The sequence below is a fragment of the Candidatus Vicinibacter affinis genome (genome assembly GCA_016714365.1).
GTDB lineage: Bacteria > Bacteroidota > Bacteroidia > Chitinophagales > Saprospiraceae > Vicinibacter > Vicinibacter affinis.
On record JADJNH010000005.1, the window covers coordinates 3,277,975 to 3,301,932 of the forward strand.

A 23,958-nucleotide genomic window follows, 5' to 3' on the forward strand; every position below is an offset into this window, starting at 1 on the left:
TTTTTATAACACATTGATTATGTGCAATTTAAACATCAAGTATTAAATCTTGATTTTAAATTAACAATCTAAAAACATAAATTAACAAGGATTTTGATAATGTATTCTGGATTATTCTTATGAAAGTTATCTAAAAATTGACATTTTCTGATTATCTTTAATTTTTAAACCCTATAAAAATAAGATATGAATCAGCTATTGATTAAATTGTATTGCTTTCTCATTATATTTAATTTATTTCCTCAATTACTTAAGGCTCAATGCATTTTAGGAGATATTGAAGTGTGTTCAAATAATTCATTGATGTATCACAGTGGTTATGTTGATGATCCATCTAATCCAGTAATAACTTGGACTTGGACCGTTTCTGATCCACTGAAAGCGAAAATAATTCGAACCAATATTGATACACTTGAACTTGAATTTTTAGTATCTGGTCATATAGACTTACAATTACAAATGCTCACTGAAATGGGTACTCTGATTAATTGTGATCTCAATATTTCGGTATTGGAAAATCAAGATTTTGATATCAACATGACAACAACTTCAGGTTGCAAACCATATGTTGAAAATATTGAAAATGGAATAACATGTAAAGGAAATTATTCTACTTTTACAACTCTTGAACATTTCGCATATCTACATTATTGGGTGTATAAAAATCAATCTATAGGAAGTGGAGGAGAGAGTGATCCTGTTCTCTTTGAGGAAACAGGACACGACACTATTACTCTTGTAAGTGTAAATACAATAAATGGCTGTAGCCGTTCTTTTATTTATATTGTTAAAGTTATAGATATACCAGACTCTGAAATCGGATATGTGACTGACAGTATAATGAGCGATACTTTCTGTGCTATGCAAAGATTGAGATTTATTAATAAAAGCCAAAACACTGGGATAGTATTGTACAAGTGGGAAGTTAGAAAATTATCAAATAATCAGCTATTATATACTCAATCTAGCACTGATCCAAAAGAGGATTTAGTCTTTCAATTTGTAGATTCAGGAAATTATAAGATAATATTGAATGCTATTGATCAATGTGGTTGTAGTTCTCAAGATGAAAAAACATTAAATATTCGCGAAGGTGTTGGGATTACTGTTGAATGTCCATCTGTAGTTTGTAGTGACAGTTTGAGAGAAGTGAGTTATATAGCCGAGGATAGTTGCGCAAGCTATTCGTGGCAAGTAATAGGTGGAATTCTAACTTATCAAAACCACAACATGATCCGTGTCAAATGGACTGAATCGCCACCTTCTGGTTTTGGATACATTAAGTTGACTACAACAGGCTGCTCTGGAGATCTATGCGAAGGAATCACTATAATAGAAGTTCCAATTCTAAATGCATATGCCGAAATCAAAGGACAAACTTACATATGCGAAAAAACAGGTTTGTTTGCCTATTCAGTTCCTTCTTGGCCAGGGGCAAGTTATCAATGGTCTCTCAGCCCATCTGATACGAGTGAATTACAAATTTTATCCGGTGACAAGTCTCCTCAAGTTATTGTTGCACTTGATGATTATACCGGAACATTTGATCTAACAATTAATGTAAAACATCCACTTGCTGATTGCTCTTTTGAAAAAAGCATCGAATTATCAGTTGCTCAACTTTCCATCTCTCCAGATTCAGTTTGCCAAGCTACATCTACTTTATTTTCTCTCTCAGGAATTAACACCGCCTTTGATTCTATCAGGTGGTTTAGTAGTAATAACTATGTTGGTACTAGAATTGGCACAGATACTATTACGATTCCAGGAAATTTATTAGTAAATCTGGGGGTCCGTATTATAAGAGCAATTGTGTATTATTCTTTAAACCAATCTTGCGTTACGAACAAGAGTATCTTTGTTAAGCCGAAACCATCACCACCAGAAGTCACAGGCAATAAATATATATGTCCTGGAGATAGTGTTGAATACGAAGTTCAGACTACGTTTCCAAAAATGCCGAGTGATTCTGTATTAATAGAAATCCAAGGCGGAAATATAGCTTCCAGAATTAAAGTAAACAACTTTCTTGAAAGGATCAAAATCATTTGGAATTCAGGTGGCGGAAGTATTAGTTTACGTACACAAAGAGGAGAATGTTTAAGTAAGGTAATCAATTATCAAGTAAATGATCTTTCAGAGATCGATTCAGTAATGATTTCTGGAAATCAAATGCCTTGTTCAGATTCAGAAGAAAGTTATACTCATGGATTTAAACAGAAATCAAAAAACCCAATATGGAGTATTGATCCCACATTTGGAAATATATTGACTTCAGATTCTGCTAAACTTACAGTGTATTGGAAAAATGTTACTCAAGATACCAATACTTATGTTGTGTTTGCAGACACAATGTGCGGCGAATGGAGATCTGATACATTACCCATTATGATTAAAAAAAGGATCATGCCGGAAATAAATCTAACCAGAGTGTGCGTAGAGACTCCTTTTGTATTAAGTATTAATGTGCTCAATGCGGATCAATACACATGGTATATTAGAGATTCTGTGATCATAACAAAAGTTCCCTATTTAAGTTATGAGTTTTTAGTAGGCGAAGAAGGGTTTTACAACATTGGAGTTGTTTGGGGATTTACACCAATATGTTATGAAGGTTTTAGTTGGTTTGGAAAATTGATTGTTGATCCCAAGGTTGGGCCTTCTATTACAGCCTTTGATGATGAAACAGGAGAGTATTTTGACTGTATTGTTTCTGGTGTACCTAGAAAAATCAACTTAGAAGCGACAAGGTATAATATCCCTGGAGTAAAATATAGATGGAAATTAGATGGCCAATTGTGGCCAGACAGCAGTTCAGATATTCTGATAATATATCCTGATGATTTTTCTGAAGTACCGCTTGTGGTAAATGTTTATGTTGAAGGTGCTTTATGTAGTGATACAACAAAATTTACAATTGATACTTGCTCAGTTCCGATTGGCTGTAACCCAATACATGAATTTACCAATTTTAGTTTAGAAGGTTTAGGGTGTAATACTAGACGAATTACAGCAGAAATAAATCCCGATGATATATACCTTCTTGAGGATACAGTAAGATACCCACATCCAAAGATTGCTGGAGTAACTGTCAGTGCACTAGCGAAAGGATTATGGACTATAAGAGGATCAACACAAATTTATAGACCAGTTTTCGATAGATCTAATTTAACCCAAGATGCAACTTATCGCAATGCTGGTAATTATCTTGCAAAATTAGTTTTGCTCTCTCCAAGCACAATTGACTCCAATGAAATTTGTGAACTTGACACAAGTATTTGGGTGAAGGTTCCATTTACAGGAGATTTTGAAAGAGATTTTGAATGCTATCAAGATTCTATGTATCGAATGTATTTATATGGGGTATTATCGTATCTCCAAAATTTTGAACCCGAATCCATACTATACACTATAAATGGTATAGAGCATCCTGTCAGTGCCGGTGATACAAACCTTATCGTAGCAGCTGGATCAAGAATGAAGGTTTGCATAATTACAGAAATGCCAGATTCTACTAGTTGTACATTTTGTGATTCTGTTTTCGCACCACTAAGGCTGGAAGCTCCGCAGATCATTTTAGCTGACACATTATGTCGACAAAGTTTAGTTCGTTTTGATATTGATGAAGATGAATTTGGAGATGACATTATTGCTTATACTTGGGATTTTGGAAACAACCAAATTAGTCGTCAAAGGAATCCTACTTATAATTACGGCAACATAGATGGTCCAATAACTGTCAAACTTACTGTACGAAATCGCTGGGGATGTGAAGCAGAAACCACCAAAACTATTTATTTTAAGGACAATACATTGGCGGGCGAAATTACACCAAACATAGGTTTTTGTCAAAATATGGCAGAGCTTGTCTTAGATCATAATGATTCTGGCGTTGGACCATATTCTTATAAATGGAACACCGGAGACACATCGTCTACTCTTATAACCAACATCGATGGGAATTACCAAGCAACTCTTACTGATGGCAATGGATGTACTGAAGTTTTAACAGAAAATGTAAGATTATTACCTGTCCTTTTTAAATCACTGGAAGGCCCTGATAATGTATGTGAAGGTGAAGGGAGTTTCGATTTAACATTTGGTGGATTTCCTGAATACGAATATTATCTATTTGAACAGTTATGGCCTTCAGGAACTTCAAACGAACTGAGCATCACGAATTCAGGATTTAATTATCAATCCACTGTTAACAAATCAGGTAAGTCTGGATTATATAGATATATTTTATATGCTTTTGATCAAACAGACACTACTTTTAGCACAGCATGTGATAGCTTTAGTGTGTTCGTTCAATTTAATCCTGCTGAAATATTAAGTATTAATGATAGCTTATTAAATTGCAAACCATACACATATATCCTAAACGAAGAAAACGGTATACCTGGTGCATGGTATTATAAACCTCCAGTTGGCACAAATATATATTTAGGCTTAACTGACAGCATATTCGTTAATAATGGTGGAATTTATATTTTAGGTCCAATTAATGATTCAGATTGTAATCGACCTGATACAGTTGTAATACCTCAACCTATTCGATTAGATCTTTTCCTTTATGGTTGCTATGATATTTGTGATACAGTTATAAATAAAGGAAATGTTTTTCTCCCAAAGATATACCCTGACAGAATTTATAAGAACTGGGCATATAAACATATAGACGGAAGAATTTTAAAAAGTGGTTCAAATTCTTCGATTGATAGTATGAAACTCACAATTAACCACGAAGGAAAAATGTACATAGTAGCAGAAGATGATCAAGGATGTATTGATAGTTCTGACTTATTGTGCTTAAAAATTCTTGAATGTGTGCCTCCCATTGATTGTGATACAATTCCAGGTGTCAGTTGTCCGCATCTTTCATTTAAAAGAATTTATCTCGATTGTGATAGCATGAGAGTTCATTATTCAATTTATGAAGATATGGTTGTCCCTAGCGGGTGGAGTTTGTGTTCTGGCATACCAATTTCTGTCCAAGGAGCATATTGGATTGAGCCGCCTTCGATTGTACAGGATACAGTTAATCTGCATTTATACAGAATTAGAGGTGGCATATTGAGCTTTCATACTGATTCCTGTGAAAATGCTCAACAAATTAGTATAAGAATTTGTAAAGATAATCTAGAATGCATAAAGACATTTGCTTCATATTTTCCATGCTTTGATGGGGAGTGTAGTTTACCTTCAATTTTTATTTATCAAAATGAAAGTACTAGTACAATCCGAATTAATGCTAAAGGCGAACTTTATGATTTGATGAATTGTGACACTTCATATCATTATATCAAAGCTGAGTTATATGGGCCAAGTTGTACTGGATTGATAACATCAGCGATAGTATCTAATCCTGGAATTAATGAAGAATATAATATCAATTTGTATTTTAATCAAACTTATGCAAGAGATTGTTATTGTATTAAATATTTCCTATGTCAGAATTCAAATGGAACTAATTGCGAAGAAGCTTGCGTAATCAATCCATGTACTGGCTATAATCAGGATATGAGAACAGGTGGAGATGGTGATACCGAATTGAATATTACATGTGCTGGCACACAATCAGGATCAGGAGATAATATTTATGGCTATGAAGGAACATATTCTGGAAGTATAGATGGTGCATATTTGGATAGTATAATAATTCAAAATCATAGCACTGCAATTCAATCAATCAATGTAGATTCTAATGGAATAAATGGAAGTTTTATACTTGCCCCTTCAGTGGACAGTATTTCATACCTTATATTTATTTTGAATGATACTTATCCAAATGTTTTAATAGTTGTTGGTGCTTCAGATGCTTTGCCATCATGTCTTCACAATCCTACCACATCTAGAACACAAGTAGACAGAAATATTTCCATGGACATACGACCTAATCCTGCAAATCAAGTAATAAACATTGATTTTAGTTTAGGCAAAATCTGCAATACTGGAACTCTTAAAGTATCCAATGAAAATGGAAAAGAACAAATTTATACTGTAAGGATAAACCAACATGGAACCATGACACTTCCAATAGTTCATTGGCCAAGTGGATCTTATATGATCAGTGTAGAAGGTTGCTCAGGTCAGCTTCTAACAAAACGATTGATTGTTAGTCATTAATCAAGTGCACTAAATATTCATAAAAAAAGAGTATACAGATAAAATCTGAATACTCTTTTTTTATGACTGTTTTGTCATCATATATTGTAAAAACAAAGCATAACGACTCATTTATTAACCTTAGACGATGACTAATTCAATTGTGGACAAAATGTCAAGAGTTTCGCCGACCAACTTTATTTTATTTCATCGGCGAAAATAGTCTTGCTCTTGACTTTTTAGGAGCAATTTTAACTTTGTCTCAAGGGTGAAATGTGGACTCAGAAATGCCTCACTTGATTGATATAAAGCTATGGTTTTATTGTTAGTGCGCTAAATGGTCTACTTGGCTTGCCGTCTATCATAAGTTTTAAATAAATCTTGTAGTTAGGTAGATTAATAAAATCTTCAATACTGAATTCAGGAAACATTTCCTTAGTCATTAACATGCCATCCTCAGTGCCCAATCTAAAGGAAATTATAGTACCTATATTTCCAAGTACTGCGCTTTTAATATCCGGATCAAGTTGAGCCATATACTGGTGAGCCATTATCATACCTACTTTAAACTTTCGAAGCTCAGAAAACATACCTATTAGGGATAATGTAGTGAAGTTATGAAATTCATCAACATAAACCATAAATGGAACTCTCTTGTCCTCTTCGGTATCTACTCTGCTGAATGATGCAGATGCAATGGAAGTAATAAATAATGCACCTAGTATATGGGATACATCTGCACCAACATGTCCTTTAGAGAGATTGACCAAAACTATTTTCTTTTCGTCCATTGCCTTTCTTAATGATACTTCATCTGGATTATCAATTAAAACTCGCTTAATGACCGGATGTACAAGCATTCCACCTATTTTATTCAACACAGGCAATAGGTCGTATTTATGATATTCCTTGAATTCACGCTTCCAGAATTTTTTTACTGATTCGTTTTTAACATGTTTTATAGCCTCTGCGCGGAAATCTTTGTTAAGTAATATCTCTACAATGTCAGCAATTGTAGCCTTTGGCTGATCCAGAAGGGTTAGAATTGTATGTCGAAGGATATGTTCAAGTTTAACACCCCAAGCACTGTCCCATAACTTTGAAAAAACATCTAATATTCCAGAGGCAACCAATGATCGTTTTTCTTGAGAAACCTTTCTAAACGGATTATACTTCAACTTTAGACTAACATCAGGTATATTAAAGTAAGTTAAATCGCCTTTTCGGTTCTCTGGAATAGATTTTACAACTTTCTCAACCAAATCTCCGTGTGGATCAAGTAAACAACATCCTCGTCCGGCCAGTATATCCAGAGTAATCATAGTTTCAATCAATGTTGATTTACCGGTTCCGGTTTTTCCAATTATATATGTATGCATTAACCGGTCAGCTTGCTTTATGCCAAATCGCTTATGCTGGTTCCGATAGGTAGTAAGTCCAAAATAAGTTATGTCAGGATTTGAATTTTCCATTCTCTTATGATGACAAATTCATAAAAATGATCAAAGACGGTTAAAATATCCATTTTGACAAATAATGCCGACTACAATTCCCCAACGAATTAATTACACTTTAAAAATGGAAAAACCAAACATCGATCAAATACCAATATCATTCATCAGAGAACTAAGCAAAGAAAAAAAGGAAGATGAAGTTTTGGAAACAGAGCAGAATTTTCGAGAATTTTTACTGGTCATAAAGGAAATAGCCGACCGCTTAGAAGTTGAAGGTAAAACTCTAGAGGATTTTGACGATCACTTAATGTAAATGCTAAAATAGAAATGTAATTATGAAAAATGTTTATGGATATATACGGGTATCAACCGTCAAACAAGGTTCAGGTGTATCGCTTCAAGAACAGAAGGAAGCGATCATTAGATATGCGGAAAGACACTCATTGAATATTATCGAATGGTTTGAAGAACAGGAAACAGCGGCCAAACAAGGCAGGCCGTTATTCAATAAAATGATGAAGCTATTGAAAGAAAGAAAAGCCAAAGGAGTAATCTTTCATAAAATTGATCGTGGTACTCGTAATTACAGAGATTGGTCATCTATCGATGATTTAATTGCTTCCGGTTCAGAACTGCATTTTGCTCATGAAAGTTTGGATATGAATACCCGAGCAGGAAGACTAACTGCGGATATGCTTGTGGCATTAGCTACCGATTACATCAGAAATCTTCGTGAAGAGGCAATTAAAGGCTTATACGGCCGATTAAAGCAGGGTCTGTATCCATTCTATGCGCCAATTGGCTACATCAATACTGGAGGTGGGCAAATAAAATCAATAGACAAAATTCGAGCTCCATTAATCAGAAAAGCTTTTGAGTTATATGCAAGTGGTAAATACAATTTAGAATCTTTGACTGAGACTATGCGTAAACTAGGATTAAGAAACTCACGAGGTAATTTTATTCATTTAACCGGAATGGCAATGATTCTTCATAATCCATTTTATAGTGGGGTTATGAAAATAAAAGGAAAATCATTTCAGGGGAAACATGAACCACTCATTTCGCCAAGATTGTTTATGGAAGTTCAGAATATCCTAAAAGGCAAAACAAATACTCGAATAATTAAACATGATTTTGTATTCAGACGTCGAATAAAATGTGCTGAATGCAAATATTCTCTTATAGCGGAAACAAGAAAAAAACACACATATTATCGTTGCCAGACAAAAGATTGCCCTACAAAGTCGATTCGTGAAGAATTGATTCATGAATTAATACATAAAACCCTTCAACAAATAAAATTTCATCCAATTGAAAATGAGGTCTTGAATGAGCTATTGATTCAAACTCAAGTTAACTGGACTGAAACGCAAAAGGATTTAGAAGAATCTTTACAAATGCAAAGTAAAAAATTGGCTTTGAAGTTAGAACGACTTACTGATGCCTATCTAGAAAGTGTGATTGATAAAGAACAGTTTGAAGATAAAAAGGGACAAATCCTGATTGAACAGCAGGAATTACGAAGAAATGAAGGACACTTTGAAATCCAGAAAGAGGCAATCTTCAAAAAAGCTCGAAATTTCCTCGGACTACTAAAAGACCTTAAAAAATCATTCATTATTGCAACCAATGAAGAAAAAAGAAAAATTTTAAAATTCATCACCTCGGACTTAACACTTCAAGGTAAAAACCTAATGTTGACAATGCAATCTCCGTTTTATGAGATAGCAAATCGACCGGAATTAATGTCAGGTGAGCTTAATCGGGAAATCCCTCGGTCAAAACTTGTCGAATTGGCAATATGTTTTTGCGAACGGGATTCTCATAATACTGATAATACCTCAACATGCACATTTCATGATCTTAACATAAATCAAGAGTATTTGCCAGAATATTTGAAATCTAATTGCCTACCCAGAGAAATGTTAGATGATCCAGCACTACGAGAAAGAATGCAAGAATTACTGGATTTGATTTTTAAGTATAGTGAAATAAAAATTCAAAAAGATGACTTAGAAGATAATTTAGATGAACTACTATGATATTTAAACACACACAAGTACCAAATATACTGTTGGACACTCACCTTCCCAATCTAACTGAATCCGAATTAAAGATTCTGCTTGTTATCATTCGTCAAACCAATGGATGGGTTGATCAATCTACAGGAAAAAGAAAGGTTAAAGACAGGATCACCCAAAGTCAGTTTAGAACTAAGACTGGACTATCAAGGAGGATCATATCTAAAACGCTCAAAATGCTCTCAAGCAAGAACTTAATTAACATTTATGACCGAAAACACAACTTGGTTCAAAATTCGCTGGAACGACGGGGCCAACCTATTTTGCTCTATTCACTTAATCCAATGCACTTTACGACATCTACATGTGAACATAGTGATACTAAACTTGTGCATAAAGGTGGATATAACAAAAGAAAGTATTCAAAAGAAAATTTAACAAAAGGAAGAGATTTGCCAATCCGGCAAAATACTACTGGAACTATTGGAGAAATAATAGAACAGTCAAAGTATCAGGCACTTATAAGGTTTTAACTCAATTCAATTAATCAATTTTGTAGTAGTAGTTTAAATTTTCTGCCAAAACTAAATATGGAACAATAAGTACCTTTTTAATATTATTTTTCTCGTCTGTATAAACTAAATTAATTGAGTTTTCATTTACCGATTGAGAGAGTTTTATTTTAAATTCCGAAGCCGGATCTAATTTGCCAATATTAATGAAATCACCATTTGAATACTCAAGTCTTACACTAGTTATAACCTCTTGTTTATGGTTTTGTATTGTTAAATAATTCTTATTATCAAATAATTTTGTACAGCCTAAAACGACAAGTACTAAAATACATAGAATATAAAAATATTTAAAATTATTTTTCGCCATAAGAATTAGACCAATAAAGCTTGTTTTGTTTGATAACATATAATTTTCCACCTCTTGCTTTCTCCTTAGATTTTGTAATAAAAGTGCTATGTAAAATGGTTTTTGGGTAGTCTTTACCTAATTGTATACCAACATTGTTATTAAACAAGTCCATTGTTCTTTCTATAGTAGGTTGACCTACTGAACCATATTCATGCGCATCACTCCAAGTTTTTGCAAATGTGCTACCAACATCAATAGTCATTCCAAAATTCCATAAAGTATGTCTAAATGCGTCTCCATTTCCGTTATGCAATACAGCTTCAATATAATTACTTGCAGCATAAGATATTGCAAGCCTACCATTAAACATACACAATAATGCTTTAGATTTATTTGCATTATAAAGGGCTTGCTCTTTGGAATTTAATTTAGAGCTAAGATAACCATCCATATCAGTATAAGCTCTTGAATTTAAATCATTTCTATTTAAATTAGTGCTCTTTAAAACCTTTTCTGTGAATAAATCAATATCTCTGTCACTAGCGTAAGGATTTGCTTTTTTGTAAGTTCTAATTTGACTGGCAATATCGTCCAAGTATATTCCCAATTCAATATCATTACCAACATAAGAAATGTCATCATATAAGATAGCTTGATCCTCACTATAGATTTTTGAATCGGGTAAATCTTCAAAATCGGATTGATTACATGAAATAACAAATAGAGTAAGTGTAATTAAATAGAATTTCAAAAAGACTCTTTCATACTCATTTATTTTAAAGGTTTATTAATTAAATAATGCTTTCCACAGATTTCAATTGAAATAACCCAATTCAATCAATATTCATTTAAAAATATAGTTAAATATTTGTTAAATATTTTAATTTTGAGTATTCTTCATGAATTTTAAGGAGATATTTAATTTTCTTCGATTATTAAATCCAATGCACTTTGCGACATCAACTAGTGCACAAAGTGATATTAGACTAGTGCACAATAGTGCATATAACAAAAGAAACTATTCAAAAGAAAATATAACAAAAGGAAGCAGTTTGCCAAAACGGCAAAATACTACTGGAACTATTAGAGAAATAATTGAGAAATCGAAGTATCAACCACTTTTAGGATTTTAAACAATAGACATTCGATATGGAATTGATATAATCTATGCAACGAATATCAAGTAAAATTCTATAAAAAACTGATCGGTGATAAGCTATTATCTCTTTCTAGATTATTTCAATAATTTTAAATGGAATACGTGAATTTATTGACGGTGCCTTGGCACCGTTGGTTTGCAATCTGCGATGCCCTTCAATTTTCGCTGATTGTGGGCTACTACAGGTGAGAAGGTACCTATTATATCAATTTAATTATCATCAATATGAAATCACCAAAAAGGGATGCTTAAAATCTATTAGTATTTTCACTAAACATAGAACGTGGGCGAAAAATTTTGCCAAATTGGCAAATAATGCTGTCTACGAATGGTCGATAATTAAAAACATACTTAGGGCATCAGGATTATTATTCCTGGTGCCCATTTTTATTTATGTCAAACATCCCAAATTATTTAAAAGTATATCGCAAGCGATCACCTTTACAACAAGGGGACATGCTTTCTATTTCCGGATTATTAGATGTCTCAAGTATTTCCAGATATGAAAAAGGTCAAAGAGAACCAACTAAAGAGATTTTACTTGTTTACCATCACATTTTTAATACTCCTATAGAAGACTTTTTTATACTAGAATCTCAAGTTATGATACCCCGATTAATCGAGCGGATGAAAGAACGAATCAAGGAATTAGAAAAAGAAGATCAAATAACATTAAAGAACACCTCTAAAATTAAATTCCTTGAAAAAACTATTATTAGATTAAGAACTATAAAAACTTTATGAAAACATCAACTGAAAAAATGAAAATCATTTGTGCCATTTATCCAAATGCCAATGGTTTTGGATATGTTTATATGGAGAGTGCTAGAAAATTAATTGATTTTGGAATCGTCCAGATAAACCCAATAAGCAATCGAAAGGTATTGGAAAGAATTAAAAAATGTTTTGATTATTTCCGACCAACTCTTGTTATTGCCCTTGATCCGGATGGTAAATCCTCCAGAGTAGGTAGACGAACGCGAAAGCTAATCAATAAAATTATTAAATATGCCGAATCGGAAAAGCTTCCTGTTGACCAATTCACCCGTGATCAAATCCGGGATGTATTTGAGAGTTTTGGAAAAACTACGAAATATAAGATTGCCAAATTCCTTCTTACGGAATTTACAGAGCTTGAACCTAAGCGACCGCGAGAAAGAAAGCTGTGGATGAGTGAGGATAGAAATATGGCAATTTTTGATGCGTTGTCTCTAGGAGTAACTTGGTTTTATCTAAATGATTAATTTAATTTATCTCAAGTGGAAATTGATAAATAAAATCCTAAAAACATTATATTTGCTAAATATATAAATTATATGGATGCTAAAGAATTGAAACATGATATATATTTCGCTTGGGAGCCAATAAATGACCCAAACAATGGTTCATATCACATTTATGATAGACCTATTTCTACTGATGAAATTCGTGTCATACCTAACGATGATTATCTTTGTGGATTAAAAGTATCTGATTTCAAAGAGCTTCAAAATTTCACCAATATCGAGCGACAAACAGGAGTGAATTCGGCATTGCATAATGCTCTTTGTCCTAAATGCAAATTAAAATTAGATGCACAATTCCCGTTAATTTAGAAATGGCGATAAATTATTTTTCCTTTAAAGAATATATTTTATATGGATGATATTAAAAATATTAATGTTTCCTTTTCTGAAGCAATAAGAAACTCTGAAATGAAAGAGATCTCGATTGAATTCGCTGAAAACATACTTGATTCAATAATGAAAGATGGCATTGTAAAAGAATTACCTATAATAGGAACATTATTTGGCATCAACAATCTAGCTCTAACCATAAAGGACAAAATATTTCTCAAAAAAATTATTTATTTTTTAAATGGGATCAATCATATTTCAGTTTCAAAGAGGCAGGAAATGATTGATTTAGTTAATAATTCATCAATTCAAAAGGTGAAAGTAGGAGAAAAATTAATTTATATTTTAGATAGATGCGAAGATCACATATCTGCAAAATATTTAGCACAACTATTTTGTGCATTTTTAGAGGCTAAATTATCTTATCAAGACTTTCTTAGAGGTGCTCGAATTATTCAGAATATTTTGCTTCAGGATTTAGAAGATTTTCTTGATGGATCCGATTCTAAATTTGATTTTAAAGGAAGGGCTGAAGAAATTCCAAGCGAATATGACTTACCCCTAATTAATGTTGGAATTTGCGGTTTTGGATATAATGACCCAAGGCTTGATAAGAATTATTTTGGAGAAAAAGAAATTCAAGGTGGTGATGCAGTTATTTGGATAACAGATATTGGTAAAAGCTAAAAAAAATACTATATAAGGAAAATTAAGAATTATAAATTATACTCCTTAAAATTCTCCGTCTTCTCAAAAATCTCTTTAAATATTTCTCCTTTGGTACTGCCTAATTCAGTTAATTTAATTTTCTATAATCTATATATTTTTTTAGTAAAATAACTATTATTATTTTTTATTTTTAATAAAAATACACCAATATAAGGAATTTCAATTTCACCATTAGAAAAATTCCCAGAACTTACAATTTGTCCTTGTAAGTTAATTAAAATATATGTTGAATTTGATCCTATTCCATAAACTTTTATTTTTCCATTTGTAGGGTTAGGTTGAATTTCTATTTCATTAGATTCGAAGTTATTTGCATTGGTAATTAACCAGGTACTATCGCATGGATAATTCTGGAAATTATATTCAATACTATCTGATTTAAAACAGCGCAATTTGGTTACGATAGGATTAGGATCAAAAAGACCAAATCCCAAATATAGTTTTATATCGTATTTTGATGCGCCTATATTTTTATAAACTGGAATTATTAAATCAGAGGCAAAAGAACCATTATTTGAAACGCGTAATAATTGTGTTGGGATGGTATCTCCATTTATAACTGTATTATAAATAGAGTCCACTTTTACTTTAGCAATTTGGACACTATTTTTAGAGAAATCCCAATATTTAATATCATATTCAGATGTAGAGTTGAACTGATAATGCATTTCGTAGGAGTTTAACATATTATCCCAAAAAAACATCCTTTCATTTTCTACATACATTGAATCTCCGCTACTCAAATAATATATTTTCCTCCCGTTGGTGGTAGTTGTATTAAGTATTTTTTTAGTAATATATTGAACAGTGGAATGACCACCTCCAATAGAAAAATCAGTCTCAAAGATCCATTCAGAACCAATATTAAATTCTGGTGTTTTAACCTCAGTAGTAGGTCTGATCCTTATAATTGTATCACATATATACTCCGGGAAGCATCCTGATGAGTTTACTTTAATAACCCATAATTGATTTGTTTGAAATTTAAGGATATCAATTGCCGAAATTTGGTGATTATTATAATAAACCTCACCACAAGCTACAATATCGCCATTAGATAATTCGATTGCTTTTTCAAGAATTGATGGACGGAATTGCCCATATATTTCTTTATCAATTAACTCTTGTGGCAATTTAAAAATCCTTATCCAATCCACAATTCCATCGCTCTTTATTCTACCTAAAAAACCATTATAAACTGAAGAAATATCTGCTCCAGGAATTTTGCTGTCTGAATTATCCCAAACGCGTCCAGTAACCAATATATCACCATTCTTACATTCCGTGATTCGGGCAATTCTATAGATTCTACCATCTATAAGTTGATTATTAGGTAGTTCTATACTCCATTCCAAGTTCTAAATCTTTATTTAGTTTATTGATAGATCCTACTGTAAAAACTTGTTTAGTAGGGTGTCTTTGTGAGCTAAAATAATAATTACCTGAGCTACTGGATAATAAGCTTAGATAATTCTTACCATCATCATCAAATTGAAAAGAATCTATTACATTTCCTCCCAATCTATCTTCATTATCTTTATCATTGGTTCTATAGAAGAAACTCCGGCACCTGGATGTGAAGACATAATAAAAGATAAATGATTATCGCTTGTTAATTGAAGATCATGTGCATTGATCGCAAAATTACCTAAATTGTAACTTCGAGTCCATAGTTTCTGCAGTGTACATGTATCTCTATTTGATAATTTCAGAGTTGGTATCTTTGGATTTAAATTGGAATAAATTACATCACAAGTAAATAAATTGTCATTTTATAAAATATATTCCTCTATTTATAAATTTATCTTTTGAATTTATACTATCAATTCTAAAGTTTTCAGTTTTAAAATCACTGTTCAATTTGTAAAGCCAAATTGAATTTTCCTTAACAAATACTTGATTTGAGCTTACGTAAAATTTTTATTACTACTTGATAATGCATTATAGTTATCCGAAACACTTAAGGAATCAAGAAATCTCTCCATAAGAAGATTACCACCTAAATCAAGTCTCAATAGTTTAGCACAAGGATAATAAGTATTTCCATTTTCGCAATACATTCCGGTATAAATAATGAAATTATTATCATGAACTAAAAAATCACTAAACTCAGAACCAAATATTCTGCTATTTAAATTAAATAATTTTGAATAATATGATTGACTTAAGTTAGTTTGACTTTTGCATATAAAATAGTAGCACAGTCAATAAGTAATTCAATGAATTATAAGAGAAGTTAAAAGATATCATTTCAATAAAAGTATTAATTCAGTATTGATAATCTTATTGTTTGAGAAAAGTTGAATAAAATAAACACCCGCTTTCCAATTTGAAGTATTTATTAAATATCTTCTTAACTCTGCTTTTGAATAAAATACTTCATTGTTCATAAAATCTTTAATAGAAAAGTTGACTGAAGATTCTCCATTAATTTCAACTATCAGTTCATTGCTAAAAGGATTGGGGCTATAACTTAATTTAGGAGTGGTTTTGCCACTTATATTTGCTCTGGGAGAAATACCAAAGGTTATTTCTTCTGGTAATTCCGAACTTACCACCTCACCTGTTAAGCTATAGAGAAGTGCTTTTGCATATGCTGAAGTAAAATGGTTTTTATTAGCAATAACTTGAACGGTATTGATTTCCTCACTACTTGCTTCATAAAAAGGCCCAAGTGGTAATCTAGCTAAGTTAATAAACTGAATAGACTTAAAGTCCTGCATTGCTTCATCAGTGGGATTATATTGGCTCAAATAAGTATATGCCCCTGAAAGATTATTTTCAAATATGTATGAACTAAAAATTTTAATTCTCGCATCATCATTTTGTTCCATTGAATAAATACTTCAGCTCCAGCAAAGTCTCTAGTTTTATTAAGTCTTGAAAATATTGATCTTTGGCTTTTCTAAGACACTTATTTAAGCCGGATAATTGAATTTGTTTTCTTAGACTACTTAGAGTTGAATTTTGTTGAACTGATGTAATATTCAGCATTAAATTATTAATTAGCACAGGTATAGTACTATAAGGATTTCCCGGAATTACATGCAGATAAGTCATTGCCATTAATGATTGGTGTAAGACCTAATCCACAGTTAGGCTCAGGTAAATTGGAAGGTCCAAACTGAAAACGATTTACGTTTGGATGTGCCAAAATAGCATCTCTGCAATCTACATCTGTTCCTGATGGCTCAATATAATAAAAAAGGATTAGGAGTACCAGTAATTGATGGAATACTTGAAGAGGCGGTGCCATCATGAGTAAAGCAATTATTTGCTGGTCCAATGAATCCGGAAAAATTATTCCCGAAACTGTGCCGTTGACAAAAACATCACTATATGAACTGTTAAAACAATTCTCAAAGAAATTAAAATCTGGATTTTGATCAATTACTGTAAGAGCCATTAAGTTAGTGTTAAATTGATTAAAATCAACATCTGCTACCCCAAGCCCATTGGCAAAACTTGCTGCACCAAATAGACCAGTTATTTCATTTCTCAATAAATCAAAATTATTGTGGCCATCATTTAATACATCAAGCCATGAAGTCTGAAACCTATTATTTACAATAATATTTTGGGCAAATGTAGTCCCTCTCGAATTGTAACCGACATTGGAGCCTTTAAAAGTGTTACCTTTAATAATCGAAGCAATACCTGCAGATGCATTATTGAAAAGGATATCATTCATCCCACTGTTAAAGTATTGCTTTCAATCAAAAACGATCCAGATGCTGAAACAATACAATGATCTGTAATATTATTAAAAATGCAATCTTTGACCTCTACTCCTTGACAATTCCAATTAGTTATACTCCATCTTCCACCATTTTTGTGTACAATTTCTAATATAAGATGAGTTTGGGAGTGGAGTCCAGGACATTAATTCAACTATTCTTCTCACATTATTGAAGGTTGTATTTTCAGCGTGCAATATGCCATTGCCATAACCCCAGATAATAGGAATTGATTCAGGTGCAAACATTGAAACTGCTGCGACAGCTGTATTTTCTATTACAGCATTGTTCATAAACTTGACATCAAAATCAGAATTCCTCCGTACACAACTACCCTTGCCAAAAATCACCACACCCATTCGTTAATTTTCCTCCATTTACAATCAATTTAGCTTGAGGCCGTACTATTATATGAGACTGCTCACTTAAAAAACACATCAGAATTTATAGTTAAAGTTATCCCATCTTGAATAATCAAGTTTCCATATACACTCATAGGGGCAGAAATAACTGAATTGCTCTTCACTATTATGCCACAACTGCCATCAGTTAATGAATTGCAATCTACGGCATTATGCAAGTCTTTGGTTGCTAAATTTTTATGAATGTCGTTTAATCTAACTTTCGGAATGTGATTTGAGCGTTGCCAATCTGTTGACATTAATTGTTTGCATGAATTATCATGATAGAAATTCATAATATTATGGCCTAACTCATGTAAAAACATCAAAGTATTTAATTGAAAAGCCCATCCCCAAACTGTTTCGGGTGATTCATTAGCAAGAGATGGCCACTATATATCATGGAAATTCTTCCTAATTAAATAATCAGAGTATCTGTTTGCTATTATATAAGAATTTTCATTTGCAGTACTATTATAGGCTTTAGGAAGGATAGACACCCTGTTGCAATACCATTACCATTCTGTTCAAATCGGTCAATATATTTAGACTGTGGCCTAGTCCCATTAGCAATATGTGTTTCTAATAAATCAATTAATTCTCCATTTTCCACAAAGAAAAATTCAGCTCTCCAAAATGTGCAGACTCGAAGTCTTTCATTACATTTTCCAAATCAGACCAAACATTACCAACCCTTGGGCAAATATATGAATTAGGAGTTCCATTATAATTATCCCTATTAGTTTCTCCATACCAATCCCAAGCTAAAGTATTATCTATAGTGTGAACATTAAATTTAACTCTAATTTTTGCATCCAATGGATAACCACTTGAACAATTTTCGGGGGTCAACAATATTTGCCAAATGCGAATTCATTGCATTTTCCCAATCTGTCCACAAAGAACTTGTTGAAGAAAACCGCCTGTACCATTATCTCTTCTAATTATAACAAAAATTACATTTCAAAATTATTGGTTCACATATATTTTCACTAAAAAAGTCAATTCCCGAAAATTCATTATTTAATGTAGCGCCTACATTTGGCATTGCACAATCATGTTGACCATAAATTATACAAAAATTTATATGACTTAAAATTAACAAAATTATTAAACGTTTCATATTGAAAGTTTTAAATTGTTAGAAAATAGTTTATAACTTGAGGACAAATTGCATTCTCTTTAATATTTTATTTTGATGAATTTGCTCATTGGTAATTCTTAAATATACTGACACTTTATTGAACTAAAAACATTAGAAAATAAAGGTTCATTAATATAGGTTTCTATAGTTCAGTATGTTCTATAAGTTCTATAAGTTCTATAAGTTCTATAAGTTCTATAAGTTCTATATAAATACTTTTAAATCATAAATATAATGCAATGTAATACATAAACGATATTTTCACAAAATATTTTATGCCAAATTTTATGTTTAGGATAAAAATTCAGGGTTTACCCTGATACCCTATCAGTAAAAACCCTGAGCAAAAATAGTATTAACTGCAATTTTATATATGTTAATTATTGCCAATCTGAAGATTTTACCATCTTGGAATCCCAAGCCATTTAAATTATTATGTTTTAGAATTATTCTTTAACAATCTAAACTAAGAATTATGAAAATCAAAATGGCGAGAGCCAAATACCTCCACTTTTGCAGGTTGCTGAAGTAAAGGTTAAGTATCAATCCAATTTACCATTTGTTAATCATCCAAGAGTTAATAATTCTGACGATGCAGAAAAATATTTAGGATTAATTGGGGTGATGACATGGAGTTGGTTGAGGAATTCAATGTGTTATTCCTTAACCGTGCAAATTATGTAAAGGGTTGTTGTGATTAAGTCGTGGTGGATTGACTGGAACTGTAGCTGATCCACGGATTTTATTTGCCACTGCATTGAAAGGTCTTGCTGTAGGAATTATTGCAGGCATAACCATCCTTCAGGTTCTTGTAAACCCAAGCACCCAAGATATTGAGTTGACCAGAAAGTTGAAAAGATTGGAAAATTCCATGACATTCAACTATTAGATCACATCATACTTGCACCACATTCTGGATTTTATTCCTTCGCAGACGAAGGCTTGCTCTAATTATTCATCTTTTAATTTTAATGGAAATGAAAAGAGTGTATTCAAGAGGAGAAGAAGTTCAGTTTGTTTCCTAAAGCGAATATTGACCTATATCAAGAAGTGACGAATAAGATTATCTCAATGCTTGGATTCCGGAGTTGCCCCTGGCGCAGCCCTGGAATTCTTATGGTTTGGCTGAAACTATGTTTCTGGTCATATATATAGAGGCATCAATTATATTTTGATGATTTTTCAGGGCATATAATTCCATACTTTTTTTTTAGCTTCAAGCAAATTAAAGAATTAGGTGCAGTTTTGAAATCAGGAGCTAAAGCGGAGAAAGTCGTTTACTTTAATCTGGTTTATAAGAATTTAGAAGGCCATAGACTGAGTGAAATGGAGGCTCAAGCTCTTATTAAGGACAAAGTGAAGATAGATGTCTCTCGATTTATTAAATACTATCCTGTCTTTAATATAGAATATGTGGAAGGTATATCCGTTTGAAATTCAGGATTTTTGAATTGAGTCCAAATGAGAAAATTAAAAGTTGTGAAAGATTTAGTCGAGAATATGCCAAATAGACCAGCAATTAAATTCATAGATTCCGATCATGCCTATTACTTACCTTCAAAGGACTTTATCAACATGCCTATGCTGGAACAATTTCAATCAAGCTTTGCTTATTGTGCTTGCTTATTTCATGAGTTAGCCCATTCGACCGGACATAAATCAAGACTCAATAGAGAAGGAATTGTAAATTCTGGAAACTTTTGGAAGCGTGTTTTATAGCACCGAGAACTCATTGCCGAGCTTGGAAGCTCTTATTTATGCTCAATAGCACAAATTGATAATGATACCCTAATGCAAAGAAGTGCATCGTATTTAAATGATTGGTTGAGAGTTCTAAAGGAAGATAATCGATTTATTTTTAAAGTTGCTCCATTGGCTCACAAGGCGGTTGATTATATTTTAGGTAATGAAAATCAGAAATTGTTGGCTAAGTGAAAGCACCGCCAATGATCTTTATATTTCAAATATTCCCTGCAAGGCTCTGGCTTTGTAGGGAATTTTAAAGCTATATTAGACTCAACTAAATCCCCTTTATATTCTTTAGACTTCGTGTTCATTAACTCCCTTTTTCTTGAGCCTTTAGAAGAAGATTTCGAAATTTAATTAGTTCCATTTCTTCCTTGTAAATTTGTTGTAGTAATTCAAATCTCGTTTCTTCTTTTGATTTAATAATTTCTTCCAAGTTATCTCCATACAATATTTTATAAGTTAATGTTAATTCTTCAAATTTATCAAGACATTTTGATTTATATGATGCGACAGAATTCTTTTGCAAATTCATGAATTGACCTATTTCTTCATTAGAATAACCTTCCAAATAATATTTTGTTATTTGACGACAGTTATTGCATTAAACTTTAAAATGTGTTCAATATGCTCAAAGCAATTTTTATTGAATAATATTTCTGGGCCCGACATCGAAGACTGACTAACATTTTCAAATATCTGTATTTTTCCTTTTTCTCCTTTTCAGCAAGGTTTAAGGCATTTTTTTAAATATGCATTTAAAAAAAAGGATTTTAAGTTTGAAAGAATTTGACCTCTACTATTGATTTTCCAAACTTCTCCAAGCGATCTATTAAAAAAATCAGTCTAGTCGGTGATGTGGGCAAACCAGTATTTTTAATTATAAAACTCATAGTTGCCAAATTATCGTCGTAAAATTTATTTACTTGATCCTGGGATTGTAAAATAAATACTTCCAAAGTTTATATATAAACATTTATAATTCAAATATAATAAAAAGTTGAATTTCAATACTTAATGGATCATAAATTTTTATAAATTATAAAATAGTTTAATATAAAGTGCTGAAAATCAATATAAAAAGAAAAAAATAAATGGTTTTTTAAATAAGAGAATAAGTTTCACCGGATAGAAAAAAGCTGGTCCTACAAAGTAGAACTAGCCTTGAATTTGTTTATCGGTTGAATTTTCTGACGATTACACCGATATTCAAATGAACGGGGCAACTTAATGCCTTCGGGTTAATTCTTAACTCTTTGAAAGGTTAAAGTCAAGTTTTTCTTCTGCTTAGGTAATCGGCATATAAATTAAAATAAATATGCAAATGAAAAAGATACCCTCCAACTTCCTCTACAAATTCCTGTTGACTAAACAAATGTTCAATTTATCCAATGCACCAAATGCATTCGATGATTCATTGAGAAAATTCAATGAGATTTCATCCTCTCGTCATTTGAAACTCAATATCCTAATTCGATCAAATAAATGATTCTCGGAATAAAAACTCCTGTGAGAATCCATCACCATTTAATAATATTTCTTAACATAAATACTTTAAAATTATGAAAATGACATTTTCTCATTTCTCTTAATTTGGTATTCGAGTAGTAGAACTTTAAAAATTTTATCAAAGCCGAAATCCAAAAGATTGTAGCTAAAGCGCACCAAGACATTGATATAGCTATTTCTCAAGCATCTTGATCAAGAACTGAGTGTACCATGAAGTCAGTGCTTCATTTGAAGTACTGAAAGAATTCGTGAACCAAAGACTCAATCCTGAGATTGAAAACTCACTGAAGAAATTTCTCAAAAACAAAATATTGAGGAGTTAAAAGAAATTACAAAATCCAAAACAAGATGCAAATCAAAAGAAAATAGGGACTCTGGAAGTTGATGTTAAACGGACTAAGCTCTTTATGATTGGAAGAATTACAAATGGATCAAAATTGCAATCCTTTCACTTAATTCTATTGATGCTATGGCCAATTACTCAAGTTTGCAAGTTTTAGTTAGTAATCTAAGACTGCTATAATTTTGGCATTAGCAGTTGCAATTGGTCTAAATTTTCGGAGCACATATATATTTTAGGATCCAGTAATTAGATTTGCCAAAACTCAAAAAGAAAAAGTAATTTGGCTTGCAGTTGGACTTATAGGAGCTTTCAAGGCAGTTTTCTTTTACTTAGGAATGCAAAGACAGGTATTTTGATGATGGCTCAACATTTTCCAATTCACCAATTCTTTTGATGTTGTTCAATGATCTTTCTTTATAATAGCCTTACCTCGCTTCAACAAAAATTACCCACGAGAGAACAGAGGTGCTTGAGTTCAATGAGTTCAATGATAAAATGAATCAAATATTACAATTAAAACACCAAAATGCAGAATTGGATAAAGCTCTTCAAATTGAGGAAAGTAAAGTCAATGAGAATTACAAAACTGAGGTATTTAAAAATACAAGGAAGGCCTATTAATGTCATTGGACAAAGAAAAGGTAATTACAGCATGCAACGTGCTTAAAAGAGCATGAATTGAAAAATGGAAGAATATTGTTAAATAAAAATTTAAATAATGAAACAAAACTTGTATATAGTGTAATATTTATTTTAATCTTTTTTATTGGGCAGTCTTCTTGTAAAGACTTAAACTACGGAAGCTATCATAATATTTGATTTAACTGAGGGAAACATTTACTCATATTTCTACTACACGACTATAAAACCATTTCTAGCCTCAATGTCAATGTATTTAATGGTGAGGTGGTTCGAATACAGCCAATCACAGAAAATGGATTTAATACTGTGGACTGCCATAAAATTGAAAGGGTAACATCGAAGCACTGGGAAATGAACATCAAAGACGTAGGAATTAAAAGAAGTTCTACTCTTCCATCGATTCAAGTTTAAAACTTTTAAAACAAGGCAGAGCTAAAGGAAGTGGATCTGTAATTTTTAAAATACTTAGTGAAGAATTAAAT

23 protein-coding genes are annotated in these 23,958 nt (G+C 32.0%); 13 read left to right on the plus strand and 10 right to left on the minus strand.

Annotated elements, in window-relative coordinates; genetic code table 11:
• Positions 1-186 precede the first annotated feature (186 nt).
• Positions 187-6,129, plus strand: a complete 5,943-nt coding sequence (locus tag IPJ53_13005) for a hypothetical protein (GenBank protein MBK7800016.1) — start codon at positions 187-189, stop codon at positions 6,127-6,129.
• Positions 6,130-6,419: 290 nt separating this feature from the next.
• Here the strand turns inward: IPJ53_13005 and IPJ53_13010 are convergent, their stop codons facing one another.
• Entirely contained in the window at positions 6,420-7,580 is a 1,161-nt protein-coding gene (locus IPJ53_13010) for a type IV secretion system DNA-binding domain-containing protein (GenBank protein MBK7800017.1), read from the minus strand.
• A 64-nt stretch (positions 7,581-7,644) separates the two neighbouring features.
• Here IPJ53_13010 and IPJ53_13015 point away from each other — a divergent pair, with 64 nt between their 5' ends.
• The 3 genes from IPJ53_13015 to IPJ53_13025 are packed head-to-tail and all read left to right on the plus strand — an operon-like array spanning position 7,645 to position 10,119.
• Entirely contained in the window at positions 7,645-7,875 is a 231-nt protein-coding gene (locus tag IPJ53_13015; protein MBK7800018.1) for a hypothetical protein, read from the plus strand.
• Positions 7,876-7,897: 22 nt separating this feature from the next.
• A complete protein-coding gene (locus IPJ53_13020; GenBank protein ID MBK7800019.1) occupies positions 7,898-9,607 on the plus strand; it encodes a recombinase family protein in 1,710 nt (569 codons plus the stop codon).
• Positions 9,604-10,119, plus strand: coding sequence for a replication protein (locus IPJ53_13025; protein MBK7800020.1), 516 nt, complete (start codon positions 9,604-9,606; stop codon positions 10,117-10,119). The genes IPJ53_13020 and IPJ53_13025 overlap by 4 nt, the downstream gene beginning before the upstream one ends.
• Positions 10,120-10,129: 10 nt before the next feature.
• Here the strand turns inward: IPJ53_13025 and IPJ53_13030 are convergent, their stop codons facing one another.
• Together IPJ53_13030 and IPJ53_13035 are read right to left on the minus strand one after the other, a co-directional pair.
• Positions 10,130-10,468 (minus strand): hypothetical protein, encoded by a 339-nt coding sequence (locus tag IPJ53_13030; protein ID MBK7800021.1) that lies wholly within the window; start codon positions 10,466-10,468, stop codon positions 10,130-10,132.
• Positions 10,455-11,201, minus strand: coding sequence for a hypothetical protein (locus IPJ53_13035; GenBank protein ID MBK7800022.1), 747 nt, complete (start codon positions 11,199-11,201; stop codon positions 10,455-10,457). The genes IPJ53_13030 and IPJ53_13035 overlap by 14 nt, the downstream gene beginning before the upstream one ends.
• 801 nt (positions 11,202-12,002) lie before the next feature.
• Between IPJ53_13035 and IPJ53_13040 the strand changes: the two genes are divergently transcribed.
• The 4 genes from IPJ53_13040 to IPJ53_13055 all read left to right on the plus strand — a co-directional run bounded on the left by IPJ53_13040 (position 12,003) and on the right by IPJ53_13055 (position 13,912).
• On the plus strand, positions 12,003-12,353 hold the full coding sequence (locus tag IPJ53_13040; protein MBK7800023.1) for a helix-turn-helix transcriptional regulator: 351 nt from the start codon (positions 12,003-12,005) through the stop codon (positions 12,351-12,353).
• Positions 12,350-12,853 (plus strand): hypothetical protein, encoded by a 504-nt coding sequence (locus IPJ53_13045; GenBank protein ID MBK7800024.1) that lies wholly within the window; start codon positions 12,350-12,352, stop codon positions 12,851-12,853. Before IPJ53_13040 ends, IPJ53_13045 begins: the two co-directional genes overlap by 4 nt.
• A 72-nt stretch (positions 12,854-12,925) precedes the next feature.
• Positions 12,926-13,204 (plus strand): hypothetical protein, encoded by a 279-nt coding sequence (locus IPJ53_13050; protein MBK7800025.1) that lies wholly within the window; start codon positions 12,926-12,928, stop codon positions 13,202-13,204.
• Between the two features lie 42 nt (positions 13,205-13,246).
• Entirely contained in the window at positions 13,247-13,912 is a 666-nt protein-coding gene (locus IPJ53_13055; protein ID MBK7800026.1) for a hypothetical protein, read from the plus strand.
• 122 nt (positions 13,913-14,034) lie between these two features.
• On the opposite strand, the gene IPJ53_13060 is transcribed toward IPJ53_13055, so the two are convergent.
• The 6 genes from IPJ53_13060 to IPJ53_13085 form a co-directional block, all read right to left on the minus strand.
• A complete protein-coding gene (locus IPJ53_13060) occupies positions 14,035-15,309 on the minus strand; it encodes a T9SS type A sorting domain-containing protein (GenBank protein MBK7800027.1) in 1,275 nt (424 codons plus the stop codon).
• A gap of 891 nt (positions 15,310-16,200) precedes the next feature.
• Positions 16,201-16,788 (minus strand): T9SS type A sorting domain-containing protein, encoded by a 588-nt coding sequence (locus tag IPJ53_13065; GenBank protein MBK7800028.1) that lies wholly within the window; start codon positions 16,786-16,788, stop codon positions 16,201-16,203.
• Positions 16,789-16,976: 188 nt separating this feature from the next.
• Positions 16,977-17,645 carry a hypothetical protein gene (locus IPJ53_13070; protein ID MBK7800029.1) on the minus strand — a complete coding sequence of 223 codons (669 nt, stop codon included), beginning with the start codon at positions 17,643-17,645 and terminating at the stop codon, positions 16,977-16,979.
• A gap of 114 nt (positions 17,646-17,759) precedes the next feature.
• Positions 17,760-18,050, minus strand: a complete 291-nt coding sequence (locus IPJ53_13075; protein ID MBK7800030.1) for a hypothetical protein — start codon at positions 18,048-18,050, stop codon at positions 17,760-17,762.
• Positions 18,051-18,112: 62 nt separating this feature from the next.
• On the minus strand, positions 18,113-18,388 hold the full coding sequence (locus tag IPJ53_13080) for a hypothetical protein (protein ID MBK7800031.1): 276 nt from the start codon (positions 18,386-18,388) through the stop codon (positions 18,113-18,115).
• Positions 18,389-18,686: 298 nt separating this feature from the next.
• Positions 18,687-18,947 carry a hypothetical protein gene (locus IPJ53_13085; GenBank protein ID MBK7800032.1) on the minus strand — a complete coding sequence of 87 codons (261 nt, stop codon included), beginning with the start codon at positions 18,945-18,947 and terminating at the stop codon, positions 18,687-18,689.
• Positions 18,948-19,948: 1,001 nt separating this feature from the next.
• Here IPJ53_13085 and IPJ53_13090 point away from each other — a divergent pair.
• From IPJ53_13090 to IPJ53_13110, 5 genes are all read left to right on the plus strand, one after another.
• Positions 19,949-20,125 carry a hypothetical protein gene (locus IPJ53_13090; protein ID MBK7800033.1) on the plus strand — a complete coding sequence of 59 codons (177 nt, stop codon included), beginning with the start codon at positions 19,949-19,951 and terminating at the stop codon, positions 20,123-20,125.
• On the plus strand, positions 20,095-20,187 hold the full coding sequence (locus IPJ53_13095; protein MBK7800034.1) for a hypothetical protein: 93 nt from the start codon (positions 20,095-20,097) through the stop codon (positions 20,185-20,187). The genes IPJ53_13090 and IPJ53_13095 overlap by 31 nt, the downstream gene beginning before the upstream one ends.
• 240 nt (positions 20,188-20,427) lie before the next feature.
• Positions 20,428-20,670 carry a DUF1738 domain-containing protein gene (locus IPJ53_13100; protein MBK7800035.1) on the plus strand — a complete coding sequence of 81 codons (243 nt, stop codon included), beginning with the start codon at positions 20,428-20,430 and terminating at the stop codon, positions 20,668-20,670.
• 27 nt (positions 20,671-20,697) lie between these two features.
• Positions 20,698-20,955, plus strand: a complete 258-nt coding sequence (locus IPJ53_13105; protein ID MBK7800036.1) for a hypothetical protein — start codon at positions 20,698-20,700, stop codon at positions 20,953-20,955.
• 12 nt (positions 20,956-20,967) lie between these two features.
• Positions 20,968-21,171: a hypothetical protein gene (locus IPJ53_13110; protein ID MBK7800037.1), complete on the plus strand. Its 204-nt coding sequence runs from the start codon at positions 20,968-20,970 to the stop codon at positions 21,169-21,171.
• Positions 21,172-21,292: 121 nt separating this feature from the next.
• On the opposite strand, the gene IPJ53_13115 is transcribed toward IPJ53_13110, so the two are convergent.
• On the minus strand, positions 21,293-21,553 hold the full coding sequence (locus tag IPJ53_13115) for a hypothetical protein (GenBank protein MBK7800038.1): 261 nt from the start codon (positions 21,551-21,553) through the stop codon (positions 21,293-21,295).
• Between the last annotated feature and the right edge of the window lie 2,405 nt (positions 21,554-23,958).

Coding starts and splice junctions, on each gene's coding strand:
- IPJ53_13020 (MBK7800019.1), top strand. CDS start 7,898: ATGAAAAATGTTTATGGATATATACGGGTATCAACCGTCAAACAAGGT.
- IPJ53_13010 (MBK7800017.1), bottom strand. CDS start 7,580: ATGGAAAATTCAAATCCTGACATAACTTATTTTGGACTTACTACCTAT.
- IPJ53_13075 (MBK7800030.1), bottom strand. CDS start 18,050: ATGGGTGTGGTGATTTTTGGCAAGGGTAGTTGTGTACGGAGGAATTCT.
- IPJ53_13105 (MBK7800036.1), top strand. CDS start 20,698: ATGAGAAAATTAAAAGTTGTGAAAGATTTAGTCGAGAATATGCCAAAT.
- IPJ53_13080 (MBK7800031.1), bottom strand. CDS start 18,388: ATGAATTTCTATCATGATAATTCATGCAAACAATTAATGTCAACAGAT.
- IPJ53_13030 (MBK7800021.1), bottom strand. CDS start 10,468: ATGGCGAAAAATAATTTTAAATATTTTTATATTCTATGTATTTTAGTA.
- IPJ53_13015 (MBK7800018.1), top strand. CDS start 7,645: ATGCCGACTACAATTCCCCAACGAATTAATTACACTTTAAAAATGGAA.
- IPJ53_13045 (MBK7800024.1), top strand. CDS start 12,350: ATGAAAACATCAACTGAAAAAATGAAAATCATTTGTGCCATTTATCCA.
- IPJ53_13065 (MBK7800028.1), bottom strand. CDS start 16,788: ATGGAACAAAATGATGATGCGAGAATTAAAATTTTTAGTTCATACATA.
- IPJ53_13050 (MBK7800025.1), top strand. CDS start 12,926: ATGGATGCTAAAGAATTGAAACATGATATATATTTCGCTTGGGAGCCA.
- IPJ53_13025 (MBK7800020.1), top strand. CDS start 9,604: ATGATATTTAAACACACACAAGTACCAAATATACTGTTGGACACTCAC.
- IPJ53_13040 (MBK7800023.1), top strand. CDS start 12,003: ATGTCAAACATCCCAAATTATTTAAAAGTATATCGCAAGCGATCACCT.
- IPJ53_13005 (MBK7800016.1), top strand. CDS start 187: ATGAATCAGCTATTGATTAAATTGTATTGCTTTCTCATTATATTTAAT.
- IPJ53_13055 (MBK7800026.1), top strand. CDS start 13,247: ATGGATGATATTAAAAATATTAATGTTTCCTTTTCTGAAGCAATAAGA.
- IPJ53_13070 (MBK7800029.1), bottom strand. CDS start 17,645: ATGAATGATATCCTTTTCAATAATGCATCTGCAGGTATTGCTTCGATT.